The sequence below is a fragment of the Pseudomonas fluorescens genome, from assembly GCF_902498195.1.
Lineage (GTDB): Bacteria > Pseudomonadota > Gammaproteobacteria > Pseudomonadales > Pseudomonadaceae > Aquipseudomonas > Aquipseudomonas fluorescens_BU.
The window spans coordinates 111912-132415 of sequence record NZ_CABVIY010000007.1 but is presented as its reverse complement, the minus strand read 5'-3'; the positions used below and the strand labels follow the sequence as shown (position 1 = coordinate 132415).

Here is a 20504-nt window from a genome sequence, read left to right as displayed (position 1 = left end):
GCTCTGGGGTGTGCATTATTCCCATCACGTGTCAGGTATTTTTTATGTCGTTACGCATCTGCATTCTCGAAACCGACAACCTGCGTCCGGAATTGGTCGACCAGTATCAGGGCTACGGGCAGATGTTCAAACGCCTGTTTTCACAGCAACCCATTGCCGCTGAATTCACTATTTTCAATGTGGTACAGGGTGATTATCCCAGCGATGACCTGACCTTCGACGCCTACCTGGTCACTGGCAGCAAGGCCGATTCCTTCGGCACGGACCCGTGGATCCAGACGCTCAAGGACTACCTGCTGACCCGCTACGAGCGTGGCGACAAACTGCTGGGCGTGTGCTTCGGCCATCAGTTGCTGGCGCTGTTGCTGGGCGGCAAGAGCGAGCGGGCGACCCAGGGTTGGGGTGTTGGCACCCACAACTACAAGCTCGCCGCCAAGGCTCCGTGGATGAACCCGGTGCGCGAAGAACTGACCCTGCTGATCAGCCATCAGGACCAGGTCACGTCACTGCCGGAAAACGCCACGGTGATCGCTTCCAGCGATTTCTGCCCGTATGCCGCGTACCACATCAACGATCAGGTGCTGTGCTTCCAGGGGCATCCAGAATTCATTCACGACTATTCCCGTGCATTGCTGGAGATTCGCCAGCAAGCACTGGGCGAGCAGGTGTATACGAAAGGCATCGCCAGCCTGGACAGTGACCACCACGGCGCCACGGTGGCCGAGTGGATGATGCGGTTCGTGGCGCACAAGCCCGAGACCGTTTAAGCCTGATAGTTGGGCTCGGTCTGGTGTAGGAACTGCCGAAGGCTGCGATCTTTTGATTTGCTTTATAAAAATCAAAAGATCGCAGCCTCGTTGCACTCGACAGCTCCTACAAAGAAGTGCGAACTCGCTCCTACAACCACCCCGATTTCTTGAAGCTCGCCCACAACCCCACACATCCCACGGCAATAAACCCCAGCACCGCGAAATACCCGTAGTGCCAGGTCAGTTCAGGCATGTTCTGGAAGTTCATCCCGTAGATCCCCGCCACCGCCGTCGGAAACGCCAGGATCGCCGCCCACGCAGCAAACTTGCGCTGCACCACGCTCTGGCGTGACGCCTCCAGCAGCACCCCGACTTCGATGGTCTGACTGGCAATGTCCGCCAGGGTGGTCAGGTCCTCCATCTGCCGCGTCACATGAATCTGCACATCGCGAAAGTACGGGCGCATGTTCTTGTCGATGAACGGAAAGCTCAGTTTTTGCAGTTCTTCGCCGATCTCTACCATCGGCGCTGCGTAACGGCGCAGGCGCAACACATCGCGGCGAAGGCTGTGCAGGTCCTGGATATCGCGCTCGTTGAGCGTGCCGCACATGACGTTGCGTTCCAGCTCATCGATCTCGGCATGGATGGCTTCGCCCATCGGCTGGTAGTTCTCGATCACGAAGTCGAGGATGGCATAGAGTACGAAATCTTCCCCGTGCTCCAGCAACAGTGGCCGCGCCTCACAGCGTTGTCGGACATAGGCGTAGGACGCCGAGTGACCGTTGCGCGCGGTAATGATGTAGCCGTTGCCGGCAAAGATATGGGTTTCGATGAACTTGAGTTTGCCGTCCTCCCGTATCGGGGAGTACGTGACAATGAACAGCGCGTCGCCGAAGGTTTCCAGCTTGGGTCGGCTGTGTTTTTCAAGGGCGTCTTCGATGGCCAGTTCGTGCAGGTTGAACTGGCGTTGCAGGTTGGCCAGCTCCTGGGCATCGGGCTCTTCGAGGCCGATCCAGACAAAATGTCCCGGTTTTGCAGCCCAGGCTGCGCCTTCGTCGAGGGTGATATTGGTGACTTTTTTACCAGCACTGTAAACCGCAGCAGCAACAACTCTACCCATGATTCAGGTTCACTTCTTATTAGCAGGTGGCAGGCAGTGTCCAGCTTAGCCTTGTCTGCTGTTTGAGAGTCAGTGAAATTTACCGAGTTCACAGGCAACCGGGCGCAGACAAAAGAAAACCCGCACAGGGCGGGTTTCATTCAAGCGGCTTGCAGTTGCCGGTCCATCGATTCGATGCATTCACGCATCTGTTCCTGGCACCGGGCAATCAGCATCGGCATGTCATCCAGGCTCATGCCCGCGGTAGGAATCGCAGGCAATGAGCGAATCAGAATGTTTCCACTGCGCCAGCGGTTCAATCGCATGTGCTTGACGTAACTGCTGACGCACACCGGCACGATGGGCACTCCGGCCGCGATAGCCATCTGGAAGGCCCCTTTCTTGAACGGCAGCAACGATTCACCCAGATTGCGTGTGCCCTCGGGGAATACCCAGATCGAGGTGTCCTGGTTTTGCAGGGTGTGGGTGGTGGTCAGCATCGACTGGCGGGCCTTCTGTGCATTGCCACGGTCGATCAACACATTCCCGGCCAACCAGAACAGCTGGCCGAACAAAGGCACCCATTTCAGGCTCTTTTTACCGATGCACACGGTACGGCGGGGTACCACATTGCCGAATACAAACAGATCGTAGTTGGACTGGTGGTTGGCGATGATGACGCAGCTGTCAGGTTTATCCATCAGGGGGCCGACGTCGGCCTTCACCCGCAAGCGCAGAATGCACATGGCCGGCCAGGCATAGAGACGCGCGCACAGGCGACTGTTGTCCGGGTTGAACGGGCGGCACAGGCCCAACAGCACGCCCAGCACACCTGCCACCATAAAGTGCAAGCCCATCAATGACATACGTAAAACAAACAGCATTTTCGGGCCCCACCGGGACAAAAGGTGGCGCAGTGTACGGATGTGCACTGTTTTCGGCAATTGCCGCTAAGGTAGCGGGAGATGGCCGATGTTTAAGTATATGTTTCCGACTGATGGGTCAGATGCGTGCTAGAGCGGTCACGGACTTTTCCACAGGGATCGTAAGAAAAAGCCCGACACGACGGTCGGGCTTTTCGTTGTAGCAGGTCGGGGCTTAAACCAAATGCTCCTGATCCTGGATGATCGCGTTGTCCAGGGTTTCCAGCAGCGCCTTGCGTACTTTCAACTTGGTGTTCTTGTGGGCGGTCATGTTGATCTTCTTCAACTGACGCGCCGCCGCCAGCGCCGCACCTTGCAACTCTTCGGCCGATACGACTGCGTCGAGGAAGCCGGCATCCACGGCGCTCTGCGGGTTGAACATTTCACCGTTGATGACCGAGCGGTGGAACGCCGACTTGCGCAGGCGATCACGGGCCAGCTCGATTCCGGCGTGGTGCATGGTCATGCCGATCTGCACTTCGTTCAGGCCGATGCTGAACGGGCCGTCGACACCAATCCGGTAATCGGCGGACAACAGCAGGAATGCACCCTTGGCCACCGCATGGCCGGGGCACGCCACGATCACCGGAAACGGGTGCGACAACAGACGGCGGGCCAGCGTCGAGCCGGACGTCACTAGCGCCACGGCTTCTTTAGGGCCGGAGGTCATGACTTTCAGATCGTAACCCCCCGAGAGAATCCCGGGCTGGCCGGTAATGATCACCACCGCGCGGTCAGTCACCGCCTGATCCAGCGCGGCGTTGAAGGCAGCAATCACGTCCGGAGAGATGGCATTGACCTTGCCGTTGCTCAGGGTCAGGGTCGCGATACCGTCTTCGAGATGGTAGGAAATCAACTCACTCATGACGCCATTCCTTTCAATAAAGTTGGGCAGAAGTTACCCACCGCCACAGGCCAGGTAAAGCGCCATGACTGACCCGCCAGTCACCCTTTGCCCGCGCGCCAGGCGTTGCCCGCCACGCCAGCGGCGCATTGCTCTCTATATAGAGGCGTGTGGGGAGCCAGAGATTGGCCGGTTTGCCATCAGCTGAACCAGCCCGAATCGGCTAACAGAGTTAAGCGCATGAAAATTCTGAAAAAAATGTTTGCCATCAGAAAAGCTTTCGACTACATTAGCGCGCCTCGACAGACAGAACATGTTTGAAGAGATACGGTGAAGTGTCCGAGTGGCTTAAGGAGCACGCCTGGAAAGTGTGTATACAGGAAACTGTATCGAGAGTTCGAATCTCTCCTTCACCGCCACATTCGAAGTAAACAAAACCCCTGGTTTCGAAAGAAGCCAGGGGTTTTGTTGTTTCTGGCACTTCTTTTTTACGTGTGCAAAGACGTTTCTGAATTTGACGCAGGACGATGGGGTGGGGCTGTGGGAAGCATCGCTGGAGAGCCAGATGTCTGGAGGCGTCCATCGGGTTTGCAACTCGGCCAGCGATGCCGTTAGGTTGTCGGCAGTTGATGCGCCGGCTCACATTCTCAACAACAAGGACCTGCAATGATCACCACCACGACCCACGCTATCGAAGGCCGACAAATCACGGCCTACCTGGACATTGTCAGTGCCGAATCGGTACAGGGCGTCAATGTGATCCGTGATGTCTTCGCCGGTATGCGGGACTTTTTCGGTGGGCGCTCGCAGACGCTGGAGCGAGCGTTGAAAGAGGCGCGTATCCAGGCCACTGACGAGATCAAGGAGCGGGCGCGGGCACTTCAGGCGGACGCGGTGGTGGGGCTGGATTTCGAAATCAGCATGCCGGCCGGGAAGGGCGGAATGGTCGTGGTGTTTGTGACAGGAACGGCGGTCAAGCTGAGGTAAGCGGGAGGCGGGCCATTCGTCGGGCGTTCGGCAAACTGAACGACAAGTCCAGTCGTGACCGGCTAGTCTCGAAATCCTTGGTGATCGATATTTTTTCGGCAAAGGGGTCTTGCCGGTGTCGATCCCGCTTTCTGGGATGGGGTGAAGAGATGGCTGATCCGTATATCGAGGACGACGGTGCAGAGTTTCCGATCAACAATTGCGTACAGTGTGGACAGACTGCGTACGTTGCCAGCTTCGGCGAAGATCAGACTGAGGTCGACAAGATCAAGACCAGGGCCTGCCGAGTGCAGAAAGGGAAGTTTCTGCCCAAGGTGACGGCGCCGATCAGGAAGTAATGGGCCAGCGTATGAACCCCGTCATCGAGCGGGGTTTTTTGTGCCCGGGTTTTTTGCCTTTGGCGTTGTGTGAACGAATATTTAAACAGAATGGTTTTCACAAAGTTTTCACAAGGCCCTACGTAGGCTCAACTCATCCGTTAGAAAGCAACACCCTGCCCGTTCCCCAGCGGGCTTTTTTTTGCCTGCGATAAAACCTTTTCCGTAAAAGCTGTCCAACCGTCGCCAATAACGAGGTTGAGCGCGCGCCTGTCTGGACTTTGTCTCCTCTAAAGCATTCAATCTCGACCCTACTGATTTTCATCACTTTTTTGAGGTTTTTGTCATGCGTTTCACACTGCCTGCTTTGGTTCTGGGTCTTCTGGTTGCTCAAGGTGCAATGGCTGGCGACGGCACGGCCGCCATTGGTGGTGGTTTGGGCGGCGCGCTGGGTAATGTCGTGGGCCAGAGCATGGGCGGCAGCACCGGGGCCGCGATTGGCGCGGGTGTCGCGGGCGCAGCGGGCAGTGCGGTTGCCGCTAAAAAAGGCCACCGTACCAGCGCTGCGATCGGCGGTGGTGTGGGTGCTGCTGGCGGTTCGGTCATCGGTAACAGCCTGGGCGGCAAGACCGGCTCCACCATCGGCGCAGGCCTGGGTGGCGCACTGGGCGGCGGCGTGGGTAGCAACCTGGCCAAAGGTCACAAGCGTCACTGATCCTGATCGACCTGGTCTGGCTCGATGAGCCTGAGTGAAAAACCGGCAGTTAGCTGACCGGTAAAAGAAATGCCCGTATCGCAAGATATGGGCATTTTTTTGTGTGCACTATCCAGGTCCGGGGACCGTTGCATTTTTTTTGCGGCCATATTGGCCATATCGTACGCCTGTTTTGTTGCGCGACATTCTTGACACTTTCCGGTCAGCTTCTCTAGGATGCTGCTCATGCGCCGATTTAAACAGCTACTTGCGGGGCGCCAGGTGACTCATTCAGTTGCCGATAGAAGCCTGGAGCAGGCTTCGAAATACCGCTAAAGCGCTGGTTCGGTGTTGCCTCTCACCTGCCATGCAGACTTTTGAGGCAGAGACACGACACGATGAATGCACTAAGCCCAGTTGTACGTCCCGCGCCGATCACGGCACATCTCACCCAGCGCAATCCAAAAATCCTGCTTGGCGGTAAACATCAGCCGACACTCTTGCGTTACCTCGATGGGTGGCCGCGTCGTACCGGTGGGCCTGCAGCTTTCCTGATCCAGTTTGTCGAAGACGGCGAATCCCTGGCGCGATTTGCCAGCGGCAGTTTCGATCTGGCGGTGATTCAATCGCCCAGCGCGGATGACGCCCCTGAAGTCATTCGACAGCTGATTCGTGTCGCGCGCCAGGGGTTGATCACCCGTCGATAGGGGCCATGCCTGGCCCTGGCTTCTAAGTGGAAATGCTTCGCTACATAGTGATGGCGGCGCCGACGCGACCGAGATGGCAAGCTGGGCGTCGCCCCGCACGTTCAACCAGCCGCGGGGCACACCCTCACAGTGCTTGCGGAGTGTCCCGTCCTTGGTCAAACCATGCCTCGCCTTGCTCCTGTCGTTGTTTACGATGACAGCCTGTGCCACGCCGCAAGCGCCGCTGGGACAGCAGTCCTTCGCCGATTATCGGCAGCAGACCGTCAAATGGTTGCAGCAACACCGAACCTTCCAGACCGACGATCACGTCGCCGAGATCACATGGAATGCACCACATGAATGGCGACCGGTCGGCACGCCGAAAAGCGGCATCCTGTTGGTACATGGTCTTGGCGATTCGCCCTGGTCGTTCAATGACGTGGGCCAGCGCCTGGCAGCGGAGGGCTTCCTGGTGCGCACCGTGTTGCTGCCTGGGCATGGCACTCATCCGCGAGACATGCTCGATGTGTCACTGGAACAGTGGCAGCAAGTGGTGCGCGAACAGACCGAGGTATTGAGTCGGGACGTACCTAAGGTGTATCTGGGGGGCTTTTCCACCGGTGCCAATCTGGTGCTGGAGTATGCGTACGAGCATGAGGAAATCGCCGGGCTGCTGCTGTTTTCGCCAGCCTTTCGCACCAGCAGCACCTACGCCTGGGCCACTCAATACATCGGCTGGTTGCGGCCATGGCTGGCCGATCCCGAAGACCCGCGCCGACCCATGCAGACGCCGGTGCGCTACATGAATGTGCCCACCAACGGTTTCGCCCAGTTCTACCGCAGCTCGCGGCTGGCCCAGAAACGGCTGGATCAGCGCACCTATGACAAGCCAGTGTTCATTGCGATCACTGAACATGATTCAGTGGTGGACTCGAACTATGTGCATGACTATTTCAATCAGCGCTTCGTTCATTCGGCGAGTCGCCTGGTCTGGTTCGGCGATAACAGGGTGCAGCCCGCAAACAGCTCGCGGGTGTTGGCGCGCAGTGACTATCTGCCGCAATACCGCATTGCCCAGTTCTCACACATGGGCCTGTTGTTCTCGCCGGACAATCGCCTGTACGGCCAGGATGGGGCGCAGCGCATCTGCTGGAATGGCCAGGACAGCGCCGACATGCAGAAATGCCTGGATGGTGAACCCGTATGGTATTCGGACTGGGGCTATCGCGAACCTGGCAAGGTGTTCTCCCGGCTGACCTACAATCCATACTTCGAATGGCAGTCTCAGGTCATGCTGCAGGTGCTGGACGAGGCGGGGACCCTGTCGAATGCGAGTCGCTGACGCGTCGCGCTGGCTTCAGGGTCGTCACCCGATATAGCCTTGGCGCAGACAATCATCAGTGGGAACTGCGTCTTGAGTACGAACATCATCACAAAGGAAGGTCATGAGGCTCTCAAGCAAGAGCTCGACTACCTTTGGCGAGAAAAACGTCCTGACACCACGCGCAAGGTGACCTGGGCAGCATCCCTCGGTGATCGAAGCGAAAATGCCGACTACCAGTACAACAAAAAACTGCTGCGGGAAATCGATCGACGGGTGCGTTATCTGCGCAAGCGACTTGAGGATGTCCGGGTCGTTGCCTATTCGCCTGAACAGGAAGGCAGGGTGTTTTTCGGCGCGTGGGTCGAGATCGAAAACGAGGCGGGGGACACCAAGAAGTTTCGGGTCGTGGGCTATGACGAAATCTACGGTCGCAACGATTACATCTCGATCGATTCGCCGATGGCCCGTGCGCTCTTGAAGAAAGAGGTCGGTGACGAAGCCGTTGTGCAAACCCCTGGCGGCGAGACGCTGTGGTGGATCAACGAGATCCGTTACGAGCAATAGGCGAGTCATTGCGAGCCCCGCACCGCGCTCCACCCAGGGGTGGTGAGCGCGGTGCAGGTCACATCAGCCCTCGCGCAGGACCGTCAGCGGGCTGGCATTCAATGCGCGACGGGTGCCAAACACGCCGGCACCACCAATCAGCACTGCCCCAATCAACGGCAGCACCAGCAGCCACGGATGCGGATGCCAGGGCAAATCAAACGCGTAACGGTACAGCACCAGGCTTACCACTTCCGAACCCAGCGCCGCCAACAAGCCGCTGACCGCGCCGAGCAGGCCGAACTCAATCCGGCGCGCCTTGACCAGCAATTGCCGCTCCGCGCCCAGTGCCCGCAACAGCGCGCCCTGGCGAATTCGTTCATCGAGCGTCGCTTGCAGTCCCGAGAACAAAACGGCCATCCCCGCCGCCAACACAAACAGCAACACGTATTCCACCGCCAGGGTCACCTGGGCGAGGATGCTGCGCAGCTGTTCCAGCAAGGCTTCGACTTGCAGAATGGTGACCGCCGGGAAACTGCGGGACAGATCGACGATCTGCTGATCATGACCCGCCGCCAGGTAGAAGCTGGTCAGGTAAGTTGCCGGTAGATTCTTCAAAGTGCCCGGCTGGAAGATCATGAAGAAGTTCGGCTGGAAGTTATCCCAGTTGATCTCGCGCAGGCTGGTGACTCTTGCCTCGCGATTGACCCCGCCGACGGTGAAGACCATGTGATCGCCGAGCTTGAGCTTCAGGCTCTCCGCGACCTTGCCTTCCACCGACACACCGGGAATTTCATCCGTCGGCTGCGCGGGCCACCAGTCGCCGGCGGTGATTTTGTTACCGGCAGGCAGGTCGGCTGCCCAGGTCAGGCTCAGGTCGCGCTGGATCGCCCGGTCACCGGCCGATTCCTTGCTGACGATTTGCTGCACCGGTTCGCCATTGATGCTGATCAGCCGCCCCGGCACCACCGGGTACAGCGGCGCCGATTGCGCCGAGAGTGAGATCAGGCGATCGGTGAACGCCTGCTTGTCCGCCGGCAGGATGTTCAGGGCGAAATAGTTCGGTGCGTTTTTCGGTAGCTGGTTCTGCCAGGTGTCCAGCAACTCGCCGCGCAACAGGGCGATCAACGCCATCGACAGCAGGATCAGGCCGAATGCCAGGGATTGTCCGGCGGCGGCCAATGGATGACGCAGCAATTGACCCAGCCCGAGGCGCCACGGCAAGGAGGCGCGGGCGAGCATTCGCCGCAGGCTTTTCAACAGCAACAACAGCAGGCCACCCAGTATCAACGCCGCGATGACACCGCCGCCAAGCAGGGCGAACGTCAATACCAGGTCCAGGCTCAGGCGCCACATGATCAGGCCGAGGGCGCCCAGCGCTGCGCCGTAAATCATCCAGGTGCTGGAGGGAATCGGCAGCAAGTCGCGGCGTAATACCCGCAACGGTGGAACCCGACCCAGCGCCGCCAGTGGCGGCAAGGCAAAACCGGCCAATGCCACCAGGCCGGTGCCGATCCCGGCGATGGCCGGAAACAGGCCGCCCGGCGGCACGTCTGTGGGCAACAAGTCATGCAGCAAGGCAAACAGCCCCAGCTGTGCCAGCCAGCCGACGAAGGCACCGCTGATACTGGCGAGCAACCCGAGCACAGTCAGCTGCAAACTGAACAGCACCATGGTTTCCCGGCGTGACAATCCCAGGCAGCGCAACAGCGCGCTGGCATCGAACCGGCGCGTGGCGAAGCGCGTTGCCGACAGCGCCACGGCCACGCCGGCCAGCAGCACGGCCACCAGACTGGCCATGTTCAGATAACGTTCAGCCTTGCCCAGGGCACTCCCGATCTGCCGGTTCCCATCCCGGGCGTCCTGGATGCGCTGGTTGGCGGCCAGGCCGGGTTTGATCAGCTGGCGATAGGTTTCCAGGGCTTGGGCCTTGCCGCGCCACAGCTCCCGGTAGCTGACCCGACTCCCGGGTTGCACCACGCCGGTGGCGGCGAGGTCATCAAGGTTGATCAGTACCCGTGGCGTCAGGCTGTAGAAGTTGCCGGCGCGATCGGGTTCGTAGGTCAGTACTCGCGTCAGTGTCAGGTTTTTCATGCCGACGTCGATGCTGTCGCCGATCTTCAGGTCCAGCGCGGTCAGCAACCGGGCTTCGACCCAGGCTTCGCCGGGTTTCGGTCCGCCGCCGGATTCTTCCGTGGCGAAAGGGGCGGGGGCGCTTTTCAATTCGCCTCGCAGTGGATAGACACCATCGGCAGCCTTGATGCTGGATAGCTGGATACCGGTGTCGGTGGCGATGACGCTGGAAAATTCCACTACCTGGGCGTGTTCAAGGCCCAGCTCGGTGCCGCTTTTTATCTGTTCGGGGCGCGCCGGCGAACTGCCTTCGAGCAGCAGGTCCGCGCCCAGGAACTCGGTGGCGCGCAACATCATGGCGCCGTTGAGGCGGGCGCCGAAATAACCGATGGCGGTGCTCGCGGCCACGGCTACCAGCAGGGCGAAGAACAATACGCGCAATTCACCGGCGCGAGCGTCGCGCAGCAATTGGCGGATGGCGAGACTGAACAGGCGCAACAGCGGCAGGCGTGCCATCAAGGCTCCAGTGGGGCGACCAGCAGGCCGGCTTCAAGGCGGATCAGGCGCCGGCAGCGATGTGCCAGGCGTTCATCGTGAGTTACCAGCACCAGCGTCGTCCCGCGTTCCTTGTTCAGTTCAAACAACAGATCGCTGATGCGCTCGCCCGTGTGGCTGTCGAGGTTGCCGGTGGGCTCGTCGGCAAACAGGACGTCGGGTTCGGCGGCAAATGCACGGGCAATGGCCACGCGCTGCTGTTCGCCGCCGGAGAGCTGGCGTGGCGAGTGGGTCAGGCGCTGGCCGAGGCCGACGCGTTGCAACAGTTCGGTGGCACGCCCACGGGCATCTTTGCGGCCATCGAGCTCCAGGGGCAGCATGACGTTTTCCAGGGCATTGAGGCTGTCGAGCAACTGGAAGGACTGGAACACGAAGCCCACGTGCTCGGCGCGGATGCGGGCGCGCTGGTCCTCGTCAAGTTTGCTGAGGCCTTGCCCCGCGAGCGTGACCTCACCGCTGCTCGGCAAGTCGAGGCCGGCGAGCAGGCCAAGCAGGGTGGATTTGCCGGAACCTGACGCGCCGACAATGGCCAGGCTGTCGCCCTTGTTCAGTTCCAGGCTGAGTTCGTGCAGGATGGTCAGTTCACCTTCCGCGCTGGGAACCACTTTGCTAAGGTTCTTCGCGGTGAGAATGCTTGCGCCCATGGAGAATCCGATGCGTGTGTGGTTTTTGAGTGCTGGCCTGGCCTTGATGTGCATGGCCCAGAACGCAGCGGCGGGTACAGTCCTGATCGTTGGCGATAGTATCAGCGCCGGTTTCGGGCTGGATACCCGGCAAGGGTGGGTATCGTTGCTCGAACAACGGCTCAAGCGCGAAGGTTTTGACGATCGAGTGGTCAATGCCTCCATCAGTGGCGACACCAGTGCCGGAGGCCAGGCGCGGCTGCCGGCGTTGCTTGCAGAGCATAAGCCGGAGCTGGTCATCCTCGAGCTGGGTGGCAATGACGGCCTGCGTGGATTGCTGCCAACGCAATTGCAACAAAATCTTGCTTCGATGATCGACAGCTCCAGGGCCAGCGGCGCGAAGGTGCTGCTGCTCGGCATGCAATTGCCACCCAACTATGGAGCGCGATATACCAAAGCCTTCGCCGATGCCTTCAGCAATGTGGCGAGCGAGAAAAACATCCCGTTGGTGCCGTTTTTTCTCGACGGCGTGGGCGGGCATCCTGACCTGATGCAAGCCGATGGCATACACCCGGCGGCCGGGGCTCAGGACAAGTTGCTGGAAAATGTCTGGCCTACGCTAAAACCGCTGTTATGACACTTTTCTAGGCGCGGGCTTTCGGCTAAGGTGGCGCCCCCGATTTGGAGCCCCCGATGCCGCGTCCCGCCTGGTCACTTTTTTCCTACCAACTGATCGAGCCTGACGAACAGCTGGATCTGTTCGCCTGCCAGGAAGTGCGGGTTCATCTGGTGACCCGGCAACTGGAGCTCGGTGGTTCGGCGGACCGGACCTTGTGCGGCAGCCTGTTGCCGGCGCAGCCGCGTTGGTCGAGCGTTGACCGGCGGGTATTCCAGGACCACCGCCTGTGCTCGCTGTGCCGGGCCATTCTTGAATCGCAAAAGCGCGGCACATCGCCGATCTGGCCGGAGCTGCGATTCGAACTGTAGAAGTGCCTCAGGCTGCGAACTTTTCCCCGCATGGCACGCTCTATCGGTGCGCCTCCCCGAAATTACGGATGGCGGTGTACAATCCCGTTTTTATACCCTCTGTTGATCATGCGAAGGATTTTCCGGATGTTGCCGCGCTTTCCTGCCGTCACCCGCTGCCTGTCTCTTGCCGCACTTTGTGTGGCGGGGCCCGTAGCAGCATTGGAGCTACCCCTGCCGCCGCCCGGTGAAGACATCATCGGCCAGGTGCAAGTGATCAAGGCCAAGTACGAAGATACCTTCGCCGACCTTGGCACCGCCTACGACCTGGGCTACACGGAAATGGTCGCGGCCAACCCTGGCGTCGATCCATGGCTGCCGGGTGCCGGCACCGAAATCGTGTTGCCGACCCGCTTCATCCTGCCGCCCGGCCCGCGTGAAGGCATCGTCATCAACCTGGCTGAGTACCGCCTCTACTACTACCCGAAAGGCCGGAACGTGGTGTACACCTTCCCGCTGGGCATCGGTCGTGAAGGCTGGGGCTCGCCGATTGCCCACACCAGCATCACCGCCAAGACCCCGAACCCGACCTGGACCCCTCCAGCGTCGATCAAGGCCGAGCACGCCGCCGATGGTGATCCGCTGCCCAACGTGGTGCCGGCAGGTCCCGATAACCCGCTGGGGCCGTTCAAGTTCACCTTGGGCACGCCGGGCTACCTGATCCACGGTTCGAACAAGAAGTTCGGCATCGGCATGCGCACCAGCCACGGTTGCTTCCGCATGTTCAACAACAACGTGCTGGAAATGGCCGGCATGGTGCCGGTTGGCACGTCGGTACGCATCATCAACGATTCGTACAAGTTCGGCGTGAGTGGCGGCAAGGTGTACCTGGAAGCTCACACGCCGCTGGATGACAAGGGCAACCCGTCGGTGGTCGACAAGCACACGGCGGTGATCAACGCGATGCTCAAGCGCGAGGACATCACCAATAACCTGCGCATGAACTGGGACGTGGTCCGGGACGTCGTCGCGGCTGAAGACGGCCTGCCGGTGGAAATCGGGGTGCCGAATACTTCCGCACCGATGGTGTCGAGTGCGCCGATCGACCCGATGCAGTAACCCTTGAAAAGAACCTGCCGGTGCGGGCTGCATCGGCGGGTTTTTTTATGCCTGCAAGAAACGGCGGGCAATAAAAAAGCCGACCCAAGAATGGGTCGGCTTGATAACAATCCCGAAGGATTATTACTTGCGGCTAGCTTTGTCCAGCATGCGCAGAGCACGCTCGTTAGCTTCGTCAGCAGTCTGTTGTGCTTTTTGAGCAGCAGCCAGAGCTTCATCAGCTTTACGGTAAGCTTCGTCTGCACGAGCCTGGGAGCGAGCTGCTGCGTCTTCAGTAGCAGTCAGACGTGCTTCGGTTTCTTTCGATGCGCTGCTGCAACCGGTAGCCAGAACTGCGGCCAGAGCCAGAGCAGAGAATTTCAGAACGTTGTTCATCGTGTTCCCCTTCAAGGACTTTCTATTTAGTAGCTGTCTCCTCAGATTGAGGAAATAGCCGGCGTACATACTACCCATTACTTGTCGTAAGTAAACTGACGTAAAGCAAGAAGCAAAAAAAATTGTAGGCGTTGATTCTTTTTCGAGCAACTTTTACTTGCACTGTTTAAAAAATATCCAGCTGGGAGGCCCGAGATGAGCGAGCCGGCAAGGAAAAGTTCCACGGGTAAACCGCTGTTTTTGCCGGTCTTGGCTAAAGTCTGGCTAGATGATTCGTCTATACTTTTGTTCGGGTTTTCGCGCGGCGCCTCTCATATCTTTCTCCATGTTCTGGTGACTTTAACAACGGGCGCTCGTCTTAAGTCTCAACATCCGGCAATGTTCAGGTTATCGACCCTGGGGAACCTGTGGTCGGGCCATTTCTGCGTCGCCCGGAGCAGCACCCGCCAACCCGCCTGATGACGAGCGTACCTTGAGCATTTTTGCCAATGGTGCCTACTATTTGTACGTGCTAGGTTGCGCGAGATCGGTGTAGCTCCTTCTCGGTGTCCATTCAGGCACGGGGGTGGCGTAGATGTTTCTTCGCCGGAAAAACATCGGTAAGGTAGGGGTCGGAATCCAAGACCCGCGAGGAGTAGTGATGAGCGAGGCGTTGTCCATCCACCATGACCAGGCTGGTCATCAGTTCGAGACCAATGTGGACGGTCATCGTGCCTACCTGACTTATATGGATCTGGGGAAACAGACCCTGGATATCTATCGTACGTTTGTGCCCAACGCGTTGCGCGGTCGTGGCATTGCCGCTGCACTGACCGAGCAGGCGCTGCAGTACGCCGAGGAAATGGGTTACACCGTCATTCCCTCCTGCTCCTACGTCGAGCGCTACATGGAGCGTCACCAGCGGCATGCGGCCAAGCTGAGCCAGTGACCTTCAGCAAATCGCACACATAAAAAAACGCCGGGTTCAGCCCGGCGTTTTTTTGTCTGCCTGAAAGAGCGATCAGGTGCGATCGCGTTTAGGCAGTACATCCTTGAGCTTGGCGTGCATGCTGCGCAAGGTGGTTTCGGTAGCGGTCCAGTCGATGCAGGCATCGGTGATCGACACGCCGTATTGCAGGTCGGCGAGGTCTTTCGGAATGGCCTGGCAACCCCAGTTCAGGTGGCTTTCGACCATCAGGCCGATGATCGACTGGTTGCCTTCGAGGATCTGGTTGGCGACGTTTTCCATGACCAGTGGCTGCAGGGCCGGATCCTTGTTCGAGTTGGCGTGGCTGCAATCGACCATGATGTTCGGCTTGATCTTCGCCTTGTTCAGCGCCTGCTCGCAAAGGGCGACGCTGACCGAGTCGTAGTTCGGCTTGCCATTGCCACCGCGCAGTACCACGTGACCGTAGGCGTTGCCCTTGGTGGTCACGATCGACACGCCACCTTCCTGGTTGATGCCCAGGAAGCGGTGAGGGCTGGAAACCGATTGCAGGGCATTGATCGCCACGGTCAGGCCACCGTCGGTGCCGTTCTTGAAGCCGACGGCCGAGGACAGGCCGGAAGCCATTTCGCGGTGAGTCTGGGATTCGGTGGTGCGCGCGCCAATGGCCGACCAGCTGATCAGGTCCTGCAGATACTGCGGGGAGATCGGGTCGAGGGCTTCGGTGGCGGTGGGCAGGCCCATTTCGGCCAGGTCCAGCAACAACTGGCGACCGATGTGCAGACCGTCCTGAATCTTGAACGAGTCATCCAGGTACGGGTCGTTGATCAAGCCTTTCCAGCCGACCGTGGTGCGTGGTTTCTCGAAGTACACACGCATCACCAGATACAGGGTATCGGCGACCTCGGCCGCGAGCACCTTCAGGCGTTCGGCGTATTCGTGGGCAGCCTTGATGTCGTGGATCGAGCACGGCCCGATGACCACGAACAGGCGGTGGTCGGTGCCATCAAGAATATTGCGAATGACTTCGCGGCCCTTGGTGACGGTGCGCAGGGCGGCGTCGCTCAGAGGAATGTCACGCTTGAGCTGATCGGGGGTGATCAGGGTCTCGTTTGAGGCGACGTTTAGGTCGTTGATCGGTAAATCAGCCATCGTTTACTCGTCAGGTCACGGGTGCCGGCCGCCAGCGAACCCGCGCGGCGGAGCACAGCAAATTAAGCGCGTCGGGGAGCCGAACCTTAGCGCGTTACACCGTGGCTCGACAATGGGCAGGCAGCGCTTTAATCCAGCACTGCGTGTGCAAATGCCTTGTGAACCGCGTCATGAGAGAACTCGTCGGCATGTTCCTGTACCCATTCCAGTGCCAGCGCCTGAATCTCCTGGAGGTCATCGTGCGCGTCATGCAAACGGCAATAGCGTTCTATCTGGCATACCTGTTCACCCATCCGGGCACTGAACAGCGTCTGCTCGTCGACGAAGGCGATCCCCACCAGATAGCCATGTTTGCGTCGCAGGCACCAGGCGACGTAGCCCAGAAAACGCAGGTCGGGGTTCACGCTCGGCATGCGCACTTCCAGTGCCGTGCCGTGGCGCCACGCGCGGTGATAGTTGCAAGCCATGCCCCCGAGGCTGGTAGTGTTCAGCTGTTGCCGCGAAATACACTCAGGCGTCAGCAACGTTAATTCAACGGGTATTTCGTCAGGATGAGGAATAAATCGTCCCATGAACACGAACTCCATGTGTCGGCCATCTGACATTGTTTCCCCCAGTATAGTGGTCGAATTGGAACTGACCGATTTCGACGCCGACCAACGGTTGCTGACGATGAACGGTCTATCGCTGGTGATTTTCACCAGCGTCGGTTGTTCCAGCTGTCGATTCGCCCGCGAGCAATTGCCCGCACTGAATCTGGCGGTCGATCGACTGTGCTGGATCGATGCCGGAAACAACGGCGGGGTGGTCGAGCGTTATCAGGTCTTTCATTTGCCGGCGCTGTTTGTGGTGCGCGACGGCGAGTTCTTTGGGGCATTGCATTCGCGCCTGACCGCTCCCGAACTCAATCGGGCGATACGTCAGGCGTTGAGTCGAACAGCAGAGGAGTTGCCATGACAGGGGCAGTTACAAGACCAACCATCGGTATTATCGGGACCGGCGCCATTGGCGGGTTCTACGGGATGATGCTGGCGCATGCCGGTTTTGATGTGCATTTTCTGTTGCGCAGCGAGTTCTCTGCGGTGGCCGAGCGCGGGCTGCAACTGCACAGCGCCGTGCACGGTGCGCTGACGTTGAACCCGGTGCAGGCCTATGCGGCGGCCGAAGACATGCCGCCCTGCGACTGGTTGCTGGTGGGGGCGAAAACCACCAGCAACGCAGACTTGGCGCCGGCCATCCTTCAGGCCGCGGCGCCGGAGGCCAAAGTGCTGCTGCTGCAAAATGGCCTGGACGTCGAGGATAGCCTGCGCGAGTTGTTGCCCGATTCGCTGCATGTGCTGGGCGGGCTCTGTTACATCTGCGTTCATCGCCAGGGGCCAGGCGTCGTGACCCATCAGGCGCTGGGCGCGGTGCATGTGGGTTACCACAGCGGTCCCGCCGCCGAGGGGGCGGCGCGCGCGGCGATTGTCGAGGAGGGCGTCGGGCTGTTCCATGCTGCGGGCATCGACTCCCAGGCCATGGCGAACCTGCACCAGGCGCGTTGGCAAAAACTGGTCTGGAATATCCCTTACAACGGCCTGTCGGTGTTGTTGGGGGCGAGCACCACGCCGTTGATGGCCGATGCCGATAGCCGTGAGTTGATCCAGGCTTTGATGGCCGAAGTGGTCCAGGGGGCCGTCGCCTGTGGTCATGAAGTGCCTGAGGGCTATGCCGAGCATTTATTCAGGGTGACCGAGAAAATGCCCGACTACTGGCCGAGCATGTACCACGATTACCTGCACAAGCGGCCGCTGGAACTGGACGCCATTTATGCCCGGCCCCTGGCGGTGGCCCGCGCCGCGGGATGTGAGTTGCCGCGGATCGAAGCCTTGTATCGCAGTCTGTGTTTTATCGATCGACGCAACCGCTGAGTCGATCAACCTGAGGGGGAAGGGCATGGCCAAGACAATCGACGACAAACTGGTGCTGGCGATTTCGTCGCGTGCGCTGTTCGACCTGAGTGAAAGCCATAAGGTCTACCTGTCGAGTGGCGTCGAGGCCTACCGGCAATACCAAATCGAGCACGAAGACGAAATCCTCGAGCCCGGCGACGCCTTCCCGCTGGTGCAAAAACTCCTCAGCCTCAACGCCAGCCTCGGCCGGGCCCGGGTCGAGGTGATCCTGGTGTCGCGCAATAGTGCCGACACCGGCCTGCGGGTGTTCAACTCGATCCATCACTACGGATTGGCGATTTCCCGCGCCGCGTTCGTCGGCGGACGCAGCCCTTATCCGTATCTCAAGGCCTTTGGCTGCGACCTGTTCCTGTCGACTCACGCCGAAGATGTGCGAAGCGCACTGGATGCCGGTTTCGCCGCGGCAACCATCCTGTCCGGAGGCGCGAGCCGCGCGGCCAGCGATGAATTGCGCATTGCGTTCGACGGCGATGCGGTGCTGTTTTCCGACGAGTCCGAGCGCGTGTATCAGGCGGGCGGCCTGGAAGCGTTTCAGGCGAGCGAACGCGAAGCGGCCCGCGAACCGTTGCGCGGCGGTCCTTTCAAGGGGTTCCTGGCGGCCCTCAACCTGTTGCAGCGCGAGTTCCCGGATGACGCCTGCCCGATCCGCACGGCGCTGGTCACGGCCCGCTCGGCGCCGGCTCACGAACGGGTGATCCGCACCTTGCGCGAATGGGACATCCGGCTGGATGAATCGCTGTTCCTCGGCGGCCTGACCAAGTCGGCATTCCTGGAGGCCTTCGCCGCCGATGTGTTTTTCGATGACCAGGCCGGTCACTGCGAACTGGCCCGGGAAGTCGTCGCCACCGGCCATGTGCCCCATGGCATAAGCAACGAGCAAAAGGTTTAAGCCCGCCGATCAACGTGTTGCGCGGGCCGTCGCAGTCTCCAAGGCACTGCTAAGCTGAATCAATCTCCGCCATGTTGGCATTCGAGGAGGTCATATGATTCGCTCGATGCTCTATGCCACTGACCTCGGCCTGTACGCCCCTTTGGTGATGCAGCACGCCTTGGCACTGGCCCGGACATTCAATGCCGACCTGTACGTGGTGCACGCGGTGGAACCCATGGGGCTGTTCGCCGAATCGGTGCTTCAGAGTTACCTCGATGAGCAGGCGTTGAATGAGTTTCACAGTCAGGGGCTCAACACCGTCATTGCCAATATCGAGCAACGGGTGCTCGACAGTTTTCGTGAGGAACTGGGGGATGAGTTGGGCGAGGAGGGTGAACTGGACCTGAAGCGGATTCAGGCGGTACGGGTGCTGCAGGGCGATCCGTCGCAGGTGATTCTCGACCAGGCGCAGAAACTCTCGGTGGATTTGCTGATCGTAGGTAGTCATAGCCATGGTGCGGGAGCGGAAACGCCGTTGGGCCGCACGGCAGCGCGGGTGTTGCAACTGTCCCAGGTGCCGGTTTACCTGGTGCCGCTGGTGCAACGTCGTCGCCAGGGGGATCACTAGAACACGAATAGTGGCATTCTGATAAAAAGTTCTAGATTTATTCTTCAAACCATTAATATAGTTATATACCGTCGCTGATGCCCGTGGCGTCTATCTGCTTTGAGGGATTCATATGAAGCTTCAACAATTGCGCTACATCTGGGAAGTGGCGCACCACGACCTCAACGTTTCCGCTACAGCCCAAAGCCTTTACACCTCGCAACCGGGCATCAGTAAACAGATCCGCCTGCTGGAAGACGAACTGGGCGTCGAAGTTTTCGCCCGCAGCGGCAAGCACCTGACCCGCGTCACCCCGGCCGGCGAGCGCATCATCACCACCGCCGGCGAAATCCTGCGCAAGGTTGAAAGCATCAAGCAGATTGCCCAGGAATTCTCCAACGAGAAGAAAGGCACCCTGTCGATCGCCACCACCCACACCCAGGCGCGCTATGCGCTGCCACCGGTGATCAGTAATTTCATCAAGCAGTACCCGGACGTTGCCCTGCACATGCACCAGGGTTCGCCGATGCAGATCGCCGAAATGGCCGCCGACGGCACCGTGGATTTCGCCATCGCCACCGAAGCGCTCGAACTGTTCGGTGACCTGGTGATGATGCCGTGCTATCGCTGGAACCGCTGCGTGGTCGTGCCCCAGGGTCACCCGCTGACCAAGCTGTCGAAGCTGACGCTCGAAGCGCTGGCCGAATACCCGATCGTGACCTATGTGTTCGGTTTCACTGGCCGCTCGAAACTCGACGAAGCCTTCAGCCACCGTGGCCTGACCCCGAAAGTGGTGTTCACCGCGGCCGACGCCGACGTGATCAAGACCTATGTCCGCCTGGGCCTGGGCGTGGGCATCGTCGCGAAAATGGCGGTCGACACCAAACTCGACAACGATCTGGTGGTGCTCGATGCCAGCGAGCTGTTCGAATCCAGCGTGACCAAGATCGGTTTCCGTCGCGGCACCTTCCTGCGTGGCTTCATGTGCGATTTCATCGAGAAGTTCGCCCCGCACCTGACCCGCGAAGTCATGGCCAAGGCCATCCAGTGCCACAACAAGCAGGAACTGGAAGAGCTGTTCGACGGCGTCGAACTGCCGGTTCATTGATCAGCAAACAGC

The 20504-nt window shown here is 59.6% G+C and carries 24 protein-coding genes and 1 tRNA gene; 17 read left to right on the top strand and 8 right to left on the bottom strand.

Going from position 1 to position 20504, the window contains the following annotated elements; translation table 11 throughout:
* The first annotated feature begins 44 nt into the window (after positions 1-44).
* Complete coding sequence (locus F8N66_RS24335) at positions 45-767, top strand: amidotransferase (RefSeq protein ID WP_150772588.1); 723 nt, start codon at positions 45-47, stop codon at positions 765-767.
* Between the two features lie 130 nt (positions 768-897).
* On the opposite strand, the gene F8N66_RS24330 is transcribed toward F8N66_RS24335, so the two are convergent.
* From F8N66_RS24330 to F8N66_RS24320, 3 genes are all read right to left on the bottom strand, one after another.
* Positions 898-1869 carry a magnesium and cobalt transport protein CorA gene (locus tag F8N66_RS24330; protein WP_150772587.1) on the bottom strand — a complete coding sequence of 324 codons (972 nt, stop codon included), beginning with the start codon at positions 1867-1869 and terminating at the stop codon, positions 898-900.
* Positions 1870-2009: 140 nt separating this feature from the next.
* Complete coding sequence (locus F8N66_RS24325) at positions 2010-2732, bottom strand: lysophospholipid acyltransferase family protein (RefSeq protein WP_150772586.1); 723 nt, start codon at positions 2730-2732, stop codon at positions 2010-2012.
* A 214-nt stretch (positions 2733-2946) separates the two neighbouring features.
* Entirely contained in the window at positions 2947-3636 is a 690-nt protein-coding gene (locus F8N66_RS24320; protein ID WP_150772585.1) for a crotonase/enoyl-CoA hydratase family protein, read from the bottom strand.
* Positions 3637-3944: 308 nt separating this feature from the next.
* Here F8N66_RS24320 and F8N66_RS24315 point away from each other — a divergent pair.
* The 7 genes from F8N66_RS24315 to greB all read left to right on the top strand — a co-directional run bounded on the left by F8N66_RS24315 (position 3945) and on the right by greB (position 8187).
* Positions 3945-4034 (top strand) — tRNA-Ser (locus F8N66_RS24315).
* A gap of 247 nt (positions 4035-4281) precedes the next feature.
* Positions 4282-4602, top strand: a complete 321-nt coding sequence (locus F8N66_RS24310) for a YbjQ family protein (protein ID WP_010456586.1) — start codon at positions 4282-4284, stop codon at positions 4600-4602.
* Between the two features lie 149 nt (positions 4603-4751).
* Positions 4752-4940, top strand: coding sequence for a hypothetical protein (locus F8N66_RS31885; protein ID WP_150772584.1), 189 nt, complete (start codon positions 4752-4754; stop codon positions 4938-4940).
* A gap of 325 nt (positions 4941-5265) precedes the next feature.
* Entirely contained in the window at positions 5266-5634 is a 369-nt protein-coding gene (locus tag F8N66_RS24300) for a hypothetical protein (RefSeq protein ID WP_034150136.1), read from the top strand.
* 377 nt (positions 5635-6011) lie between these two features.
* Positions 6012-6320: a class I SAM-dependent methyltransferase gene (locus F8N66_RS24295; protein WP_150772583.1), complete on the top strand. Its 309-nt coding sequence runs from the start codon at positions 6012-6014 to the stop codon at positions 6318-6320.
* 151 nt (positions 6321-6471) lie between these two features.
* Positions 6472-7641, top strand: coding sequence for an alpha/beta hydrolase (locus F8N66_RS24290; protein WP_150772582.1), 1170 nt, complete (start codon positions 6472-6474; stop codon positions 7639-7641).
* 72 nt (positions 7642-7713) lie between these two features.
* A complete protein-coding gene (gene greB, locus F8N66_RS24285) occupies positions 7714-8187 on the top strand; it encodes a transcription elongation factor GreB (RefSeq protein ID WP_150772868.1) in 474 nt (157 codons plus the stop codon).
* Between the two features lie 63 nt (positions 8188-8250).
* On the opposite strand, the gene F8N66_RS24280 is transcribed toward greB, so the two are convergent.
* A complete protein-coding gene (locus F8N66_RS24280; protein ID WP_150772581.1) occupies positions 8251-10755 on the bottom strand; it encodes an ABC transporter permease in 2505 nt (834 codons plus the stop codon).
* A complete protein-coding gene (locus F8N66_RS24275; RefSeq protein ID WP_150772580.1) occupies positions 10755-11438 on the bottom strand; it encodes an ABC transporter ATP-binding protein in 684 nt (227 codons plus the stop codon). Before F8N66_RS24275 ends, F8N66_RS24280 begins: the two co-directional genes overlap by 1 nt.
* A 10-nt stretch (positions 11439-11448) precedes the next feature.
* On the opposite strand from F8N66_RS24275, the gene F8N66_RS24270 reads away from it, so the two are divergent.
* From F8N66_RS24270 to F8N66_RS24260, 3 genes are all read left to right on the top strand, one after another.
* The gene (locus F8N66_RS24270; RefSeq protein WP_150772579.1) at positions 11449-12054 is read left to right on the top strand and encodes an arylesterase; all 606 of its coding nucleotides are present in this window, start codon (positions 11449-11451) and stop codon (positions 12052-12054) included.
* A gap of 56 nt (positions 12055-12110) precedes the next feature.
* A complete protein-coding gene (locus F8N66_RS24265; protein WP_077044623.1) occupies positions 12111-12404 on the top strand; it encodes a hypothetical protein in 294 nt (97 codons plus the stop codon).
* A gap of 126 nt (positions 12405-12530) precedes the next feature.
* Complete coding sequence (locus F8N66_RS24260; RefSeq protein ID WP_150772578.1) at positions 12531-13502, top strand: L,D-transpeptidase family protein; 972 nt, start codon at positions 12531-12533, stop codon at positions 13500-13502.
* A 123-nt stretch (positions 13503-13625) separates the two neighbouring features.
* Here the strand turns inward: F8N66_RS24260 and oprI are convergent, their stop codons facing one another.
* Entirely contained in the window at positions 13626-13877 is a 252-nt protein-coding gene (oprI, locus tag F8N66_RS24255) for an outer membrane lipoprotei OprI (RefSeq protein ID WP_003199355.1), read from the bottom strand.
* A 640-nt stretch (positions 13878-14517) separates the two neighbouring features.
* Between oprI and F8N66_RS24250 the strand changes: the two genes are divergently transcribed.
* Positions 14518-14805: a GNAT family N-acetyltransferase gene (locus F8N66_RS24250; protein WP_020800382.1), complete on the top strand. Its 288-nt coding sequence runs from the start codon at positions 14518-14520 to the stop codon at positions 14803-14805.
* Positions 14806-14877: 72 nt separating this feature from the next.
* Here the strand turns inward: F8N66_RS24250 and F8N66_RS24245 are convergent, their stop codons facing one another.
* The gene (locus tag F8N66_RS24245; protein WP_150772577.1) at positions 14878-15954 is read right to left on the bottom strand and encodes a 3-deoxy-7-phosphoheptulonate synthase; all 1077 of its coding nucleotides are present in this window, start codon (positions 15952-15954) and stop codon (positions 14878-14880) included.
* Between the two features lie 128 nt (positions 15955-16082).
* A complete protein-coding gene (locus tag F8N66_RS24240) occupies positions 16083-16526 on the bottom strand; it encodes a PilZ domain-containing protein (protein WP_150772867.1) in 444 nt (147 codons plus the stop codon).
* On the opposite strand from F8N66_RS24240, the gene F8N66_RS24235 reads away from it, so the two are divergent.
* The 5 genes from F8N66_RS24235 (at position 16525) to cysB (ending at position 20492) form a co-directional block, all read left to right on the top strand.
* A complete protein-coding gene (locus F8N66_RS24235; protein WP_150772576.1) occupies positions 16525-16911 on the top strand; it encodes a thioredoxin family protein in 387 nt (128 codons plus the stop codon). The genes F8N66_RS24240 and F8N66_RS24235 overlap by 2 nt on opposite strands.
* Positions 16908-17864 carry a putative 2-dehydropantoate 2-reductase gene (locus tag F8N66_RS24230; RefSeq protein ID WP_150772575.1) on the top strand — a complete coding sequence of 319 codons (957 nt, stop codon included), beginning with the start codon at positions 16908-16910 and terminating at the stop codon, positions 17862-17864. Before F8N66_RS24235 ends, F8N66_RS24230 begins: the two co-directional genes overlap by 4 nt.
* Positions 17865-17889: 25 nt before the next feature.
* Positions 17890-18795 (top strand): 5'-nucleotidase, encoded by a 906-nt coding sequence (locus F8N66_RS24225; RefSeq protein WP_150772574.1) that lies wholly within the window; start codon positions 17890-17892, stop codon positions 18793-18795.
* A gap of 94 nt (positions 18796-18889) precedes the next feature.
* Positions 18890-19405 (top strand): universal stress protein, encoded by a 516-nt coding sequence (locus F8N66_RS24220; protein WP_150772573.1) that lies wholly within the window; start codon positions 18890-18892, stop codon positions 19403-19405.
* Between the two features lie 112 nt (positions 19406-19517).
* Positions 19518-20492 carry an HTH-type transcriptional regulator CysB gene (cysB, locus tag F8N66_RS24215; protein WP_008057010.1) on the top strand — a complete coding sequence of 325 codons (975 nt, stop codon included), beginning with the start codon at positions 19518-19520 and terminating at the stop codon, positions 20490-20492.
* Positions 20493-20504 lie beyond the last annotated feature (12 nt).

Excerpts from the sequence above, each read along its gene's own strand:
- F8N66_RS24250 (WP_020800382.1), top strand. The coding sequence starts at position 14,518 with ATGAGCGAGGCGTTGTCCATCCACCATGACCAGGCTGGTCATCAGTTC.
- F8N66_RS24245 (WP_150772577.1), bottom strand. The coding sequence starts at position 15,954 with ATGGCTGATTTACCGATCAACGACCTAAACGTCGCCTCAAACGAGACC.
- F8N66_RS24310 (WP_010456586.1), top strand. The coding sequence starts at position 4,282 with ATGATCACCACCACGACCCACGCTATCGAAGGCCGACAAATCACGGCC.
- cysB (WP_008057010.1), top strand. The coding sequence starts at position 19,518 with ATGAAGCTTCAACAATTGCGCTACATCTGGGAAGTGGCGCACCACGAC.
- F8N66_RS24260 (WP_150772578.1), top strand. The coding sequence starts at position 12,531 with ATGTTGCCGCGCTTTCCTGCCGTCACCCGCTGCCTGTCTCTTGCCGCA.
- F8N66_RS24225 (WP_150772574.1), top strand. The coding sequence starts at position 17,890 with ATGGCCAAGACAATCGACGACAAACTGGTGCTGGCGATTTCGTCGCGT.
- oprI (WP_003199355.1), bottom strand. The coding sequence starts at position 13,877 with ATGAACAACGTTCTGAAATTCTCTGCTCTGGCTCTGGCCGCAGTTCTG.
- F8N66_RS24270 (WP_150772579.1), top strand. The coding sequence starts at position 11,449 with ATGCGTGTGTGGTTTTTGAGTGCTGGCCTGGCCTTGATGTGCATGGCC.
- F8N66_RS24300 (WP_034150136.1), top strand. The coding sequence starts at position 5,266 with ATGCGTTTCACACTGCCTGCTTTGGTTCTGGGTCTTCTGGTTGCTCAA.
- F8N66_RS24335 (WP_150772588.1), top strand. The coding sequence starts at position 45 with ATGTCGTTACGCATCTGCATTCTCGAAACCGACAACCTGCGTCCGGAA.
- F8N66_RS24295 (WP_150772583.1), top strand. The coding sequence starts at position 6,012 with ATGAATGCACTAAGCCCAGTTGTACGTCCCGCGCCGATCACGGCACAT.
- F8N66_RS24330 (WP_150772587.1), bottom strand. The coding sequence starts at position 1,869 with ATGGGTAGAGTTGTTGCTGCTGCGGTTTACAGTGCTGGTAAAAAAGTC.
- F8N66_RS24220 (WP_150772573.1), top strand. The coding sequence starts at position 18,890 with ATGATTCGCTCGATGCTCTATGCCACTGACCTCGGCCTGTACGCCCCT.
- F8N66_RS24280 (WP_150772581.1), bottom strand. The coding sequence starts at position 10,755 with ATGGCACGCCTGCCGCTGTTGCGCCTGTTCAGTCTCGCCATCCGCCAA.
- F8N66_RS31885 (WP_150772584.1), top strand. The coding sequence starts at position 4,752 with ATGGCTGATCCGTATATCGAGGACGACGGTGCAGAGTTTCCGATCAAC.
- F8N66_RS24230 (WP_150772575.1), top strand. The coding sequence starts at position 16,908 with ATGACAGGGGCAGTTACAAGACCAACCATCGGTATTATCGGGACCGGC.
- F8N66_RS24325 (WP_150772586.1), bottom strand. The coding sequence starts at position 2,732 with ATGCTGTTTGTTTTACGTATGTCATTGATGGGCTTGCACTTTATGGTG.
- F8N66_RS24240 (WP_150772867.1), bottom strand. The coding sequence starts at position 16,526 with ATGGGACGATTTATTCCTCATCCTGACGAAATACCCGTTGAATTAACG.
- F8N66_RS24235 (WP_150772576.1), top strand. The coding sequence starts at position 16,525 with ATGAACACGAACTCCATGTGTCGGCCATCTGACATTGTTTCCCCCAGT.
- F8N66_RS24275 (WP_150772580.1), bottom strand. The coding sequence starts at position 11,438 with ATGGGCGCAAGCATTCTCACCGCGAAGAACCTTAGCAAAGTGGTTCCC.
- F8N66_RS24320 (WP_150772585.1), bottom strand. The coding sequence starts at position 3,636 with ATGAGTGAGTTGATTTCCTACCATCTCGAAGACGGTATCGCGACCCTG.
- F8N66_RS24265 (WP_077044623.1), top strand. The coding sequence starts at position 12,111 with ATGCCGCGTCCCGCCTGGTCACTTTTTTCCTACCAACTGATCGAGCCT.